5 protein-coding genes are annotated in these 4,038 nt (G+C 70.3%); all 5 read right to left on the bottom strand.

Features of this window, described 5'->3' with window-relative positions; translation table 11 throughout:
• A partial coding sequence (locus IJH84_RS12185; RefSeq protein WP_295144202.1) for an aldehyde dehydrogenase family protein occupies positions 1–581 on the bottom strand: 581 nt, incomplete at its 3' end.
• 5 nt (positions 582–586) lie between these two features.
• Complete coding sequence (locus IJH84_RS12180; protein WP_295144200.1) at positions 587–1,957, bottom strand: glutamine synthetase family protein; 1,371 nt, start codon at positions 1,955–1,957, stop codon at positions 587–589.
• Complete coding sequence (locus tag IJH84_RS12175; protein ID WP_295144197.1) at positions 1,954–2,724, bottom strand: SDR family NAD(P)-dependent oxidoreductase; 771 nt, start codon at positions 2,722–2,724, stop codon at positions 1,954–1,956. The genes IJH84_RS12180 and IJH84_RS12175 overlap by 4 nt, the downstream gene beginning before the upstream one ends.
• Positions 2,721–3,692: a gamma-glutamyl-gamma-aminobutyrate hydrolase family protein gene (locus tag IJH84_RS12170; protein ID WP_295144194.1), complete on the bottom strand. Its 972-nt coding sequence runs from the start codon at positions 3,690–3,692 to the stop codon at positions 2,721–2,723. The genes IJH84_RS12175 and IJH84_RS12170 overlap by 4 nt, the downstream gene beginning before the upstream one ends.
• Before the next feature lie 29 nt (positions 3,693–3,721).
• The gene (locus tag IJH84_RS12165; protein WP_295144191.1) at positions 3,722–3,868 is read right to left on the bottom strand and encodes a hypothetical protein; all 147 of its coding nucleotides are present in this window, start codon (positions 3,866–3,868) and stop codon (positions 3,722–3,724) included.
• Between the last annotated feature and the right edge of the window lie 170 nt (positions 3,869–4,038).

Raw genomic sequence — 4,038 nt, 5'->3', positions numbered from 1 at the left:
TCGGCCGCCGCTTCCGCGACGAGCAGCGCGCTCCACGGCGAGGCCGGTGACGGTTTCATGACGGCGCTCGCGCCGGCCGCGAGTGCGAAACCGAGCTTCTTGACGGCCATCGCCGAAGGTGCGTTCCAGGGCATCAGGAGGGCGGCGGGGCCCCACGGCACGCGGTGGATGCGCACGTCCCTGCCGTCCGCGGGCAGGGCCGCGGCGTCGCCGAGCGCGAGCGCCCGGTCCGCGGCGGAGCGCACGGTGTCGCCGTTGCTGGACGCGAACAGCCGGGTCACCGAGATCGGCACGCCCGAGTTGATCGCGTCGAGGCGGGCGATCTCGTCGGCACGGGCGTCCAGACCGTCGGCGAGGGCCCGCAGGAACGGTGCGCGCCTCTCGGCGCCGAGCGAGGACCAGCGCCCGTCGGCATGTGCACCGGCCGCGGCGCCGACGGCCCGGTCGATCTGCTCGCTCGACGACGAGCGACTCGGTGCGAGTTCGGCGCCGGTGTTCGGGTCGCGCAGCGATGCTCCGTCGTCGGTGCGGCTCTGCTCGGCGCGGCCGTCGATCCAGGTGCACGGGGAGGGAAAGGTCATGCTCGTCAGATCCGATCGAAATAGCGCTGCAGGTCCCATTGCGTCACCGTGGATTGGTAGACGCGCCACTCCAACTCGGCGAGGTGGCGGAAGTGCGATGTGTTCTCTTCACCGATGAGCCGGCGGACGAAATCGGACGTCGCGAACATCTCGGCTGCCTCGGCGAGCTGCGTGGGCATGGCCGCGTCGATCTCCCCGTCGTAGGCGTTGCCCACCGTCATCGCGGGCGGTGTCGCCGAACGTGCGATGCCGTCGCGGGCGGAGGCGAGCACGCCGCACAGGGTCAGATAGGGATTGGTGTCTGCGCCGGGTATCCGGTATTCCACACGCAGGGCGGACGACGTGTGCCCGACGATCCGCGCTGAGACCGACCGGTTCTGCACCGCCCATGTCCGGCCGTACCCCGCGATCTCCTGTGAGTTGGTGCGCCGGTAGGAGTTGACGGTCGGCGCGTACCAGGCCATGAACGCGGGGGTGTGCTCGAGCATCCCGGCGACGGCCGAACGCAGCGTGTCGCTCATGCGGTGCTCGGCGTCGGCGTTCCAGAAGACCGACCCACCCGCGTCGTCGAGCAGCGAAAGGTGCACGTGGCAGGACGAGCCGGGCTGGTCGTTGAGCGGGCGCGCCATGAACGTCACCGACATGCCCGCGGCCACCGCGCTGTCGCGCACGGCGAGCTTGTAGAGCGCGTGCCGGTCGGCCATCTCGAGCGGGTCGCCGTAGGCGAAGGTCATCTCCCACTGCCCGGTTCCCCATTCGGACTGCCCCGCCTCCACCTCGATACCGCTGTCCCGCAGGTCGCGACGCAACTTCTGGAAGAAGGGCTCGTAGCCGTTGCCCTCGTGGATCATGAAGTCGCTCGGCGTGAGGGTCGTGGGGTCCAGGTCGTCCCGAAAGCCGCTCTTGCGAAGCGCACGAGGGTTGTTCGCGAACAGGTAGAACTCCAGCTCGGTACCGGCCTGCGGCGAGTAGCCCATGTCCCGGTACCTGGCGAGCTCCTTCTTGAGCAGCACGCGCGGCGAGATGTCGAGCGGTTCGCCGGTCGTGGGCCACACGGGGTCGGCCATGCAGATGGCGACTCCCTGCAGCCACGCGGCTCGGCGCAGCGTGCCGACGTCGGGGATGAGCGCCACGTCGGGTGCGCCGTGGTGCATGCTGCAGACGGCGAGGACGCCCGCGCCGATGAGGTCGAAGGACTGCTCGACGTCCCAGGCCCACGCGCAGGTGCAGATCTCGACGCCGCACTCCAGGATGCCGGGGAAGCGCTCCGCGGGAACCCGCCGTCCCACCAGGCGGCCCTGCAGGTCCGGGGTCGCGACGATCACCGTGTGGATGCCCGCTCCTTCGAGCTGGCGCGGGTCAAGGAGAGGGGTCATCGCGTCAACCACCCGCCGTCCACCGGCAATTCGATGCCGTCGATCCAGGCCGCCTCGTCCGAGAGCAGCCACGAGATCGCCGAAGCCACGTCGGCCGGCGTTCCGACCCGGCGCACGAGCAGGCGCTGTCCCAGGAACTCCATGGCCTCGGGGCTCGTGACGTCCTCGTAGGAGAAGAAGTCCGTCGCGATGGGTCCCGGCGCGACGCAGTTGACGCGGATGTTCTTGGGGGCGAGTTCGACGGCGAGCGCCTTGGTGAGTGCGGGTACGCCGCCCTTGCTCGCGTTGTAATGCGGCTGCGCGGTGCTGCCGCTGGTCACGACCACGGACGCCTCGACGGTGGAGAGGTTGACGATCGCGCCGCCGCCGGCGGCATCGAGGTGCGGGGCCACCTCCTGCGCGACCAGGAACTGGCCCTTGAGGTTGACGTCGAGCACGAGGTCCCAGGCGTCGTCGGTGAGGTCGGACAGCGAGTGCGGAGTCACCAGGCCCGCATTGTTGACGAGCAGGTCGAGCGATCCCCACGCCGCGGCCGCGGCCTCGGCGGCGGCCCGGATGCCGGAGCGCTCACGCACGTCGACGGCGGCGGACAGCGCGGTACCGCCATCGGCCTCGACGAGTTCCGCGGTTTCCCGGGCAGCGTCGCCGTTGACGTCGGTCGCCATGATCCTCGCGCCCTCGCCCGCCAGGCGCAGCGCGGTCTCCCGGCCGATACCGCCGCCTGCGCCGGTGATGAAGACCGATCGGCCGGCATGTCGTTCGCTCATCGTGCGACCTCCTGTGCGTTGTCGTTGCGGGTGAGCCCGGCCTTGGCGGACGCGGTGCGGGCGAGCCAGGTGAAAATCGGGTCGTTGCCGAAGGTCTCGGGATGCCACTGCACTCCGATCGCGGACGTGCCCGCGATCTCGATGGCCTCGGCGGTCCCGTCCGGGGCGCGGCCGACGACGGTCACCCCGTCGCCGGGACGGTCGACCGCCTGGTGGTGGAAGGAGTTGACTCTGGTGCGCGTGCCGTAGACGGCCGCGTGCGTGCTGCCCTCGGTGAACTCCACGTCGTGGACCCGGTGCGCACGCGGATAGGCGTAGGAGCCGTGCGACTCGCCTTCCCCGAGCTCGAGATGCTGCTGCAGCGTGCCCCCGAGCACCACGTTGAGGATCTGCTGGCCCCGGCAGACGCCGAGGATGGGGATGTCCCGCTCCAGTGCCGCGGTGACGAGGTCGGTCTCGAACTGGTCGCAGGCCGGATCCACGACCGTCGTGAAAGGACCGGGCGCCTGGCCGTACCGGCGCGGGTCGACGTCGTCCCCGCCGACCAGAACGAGCCCGTCGAGTCGCGCCACGAGCGCCCGCGCGTCGCCGTCGAGAGGCAGGTGCACCGCGAGCGCGCCTGCGCCCTGTACCGACGTGGCGAATTCGGCGAAGTAGACGTCGATGGGCGCGTCGGAGAATCCCCGCGGAGCCGTCATGATCGCCGCGCTCTTCCGGCGACCGGTCAGCCCGATCAGCGGGCTCGCCGCGGCGGCAGTCGCGTACCGAGTCGGATTCATCGGATCGAACTCCCGGTGTCGTTCGTGGTCGAGTTCCTGTGCGCTCAGGGCGAAATCCGCGGGATCGCGAGCTTTGACCAACAGCGCCTGCACCGCGCCGAGACCCGGCGCCAGGACGACGATCGCGAGCAGCACGTAGCTCACGTCCCCAGGTGGCTTGCCCGCGGCGCCGACGTCTTCGACGACCAACGGGAGGTTGCTGGCGATCAGTTGGGCGGCTACGGCGAGGCCCACCGGACCGGCGAGCGGCGCAACCGCATCACGGGCGGACCGACTCCGTTACCGACCAGGAAGCCGATCGGCATGAAGGTCACGGCGCGCGGGCCGAGGGTGCTGCTCAGCCGGTATTCGCCCTGGACGCTCATCGGCGAACCTCCTTCAGGAGCGTTTGGCCCAATAACTAGACCATTCGTCCATGGGCGCCGAAAACCCAAGGCGGGAGAGTTGACCGAACCGTTACGCGGCGCGTGCTCGCCGACGTCCGGGCCCTCCGCCGAATACTTGTCAGACGTTCGGACGACACGGCCGAGCCGCG

Source organism: Saccharopolyspora sp. (assembly GCF_017434145.1).
Taxonomy (GTDB): Bacteria; Actinomycetota; Actinomycetes; order Mycobacteriales; family Pseudonocardiaceae; genus Saccharopolyspora_C; species Saccharopolyspora_C galaxeae.
This window is presented reverse-complemented; position numbering and strand designations above follow the sequence as displayed.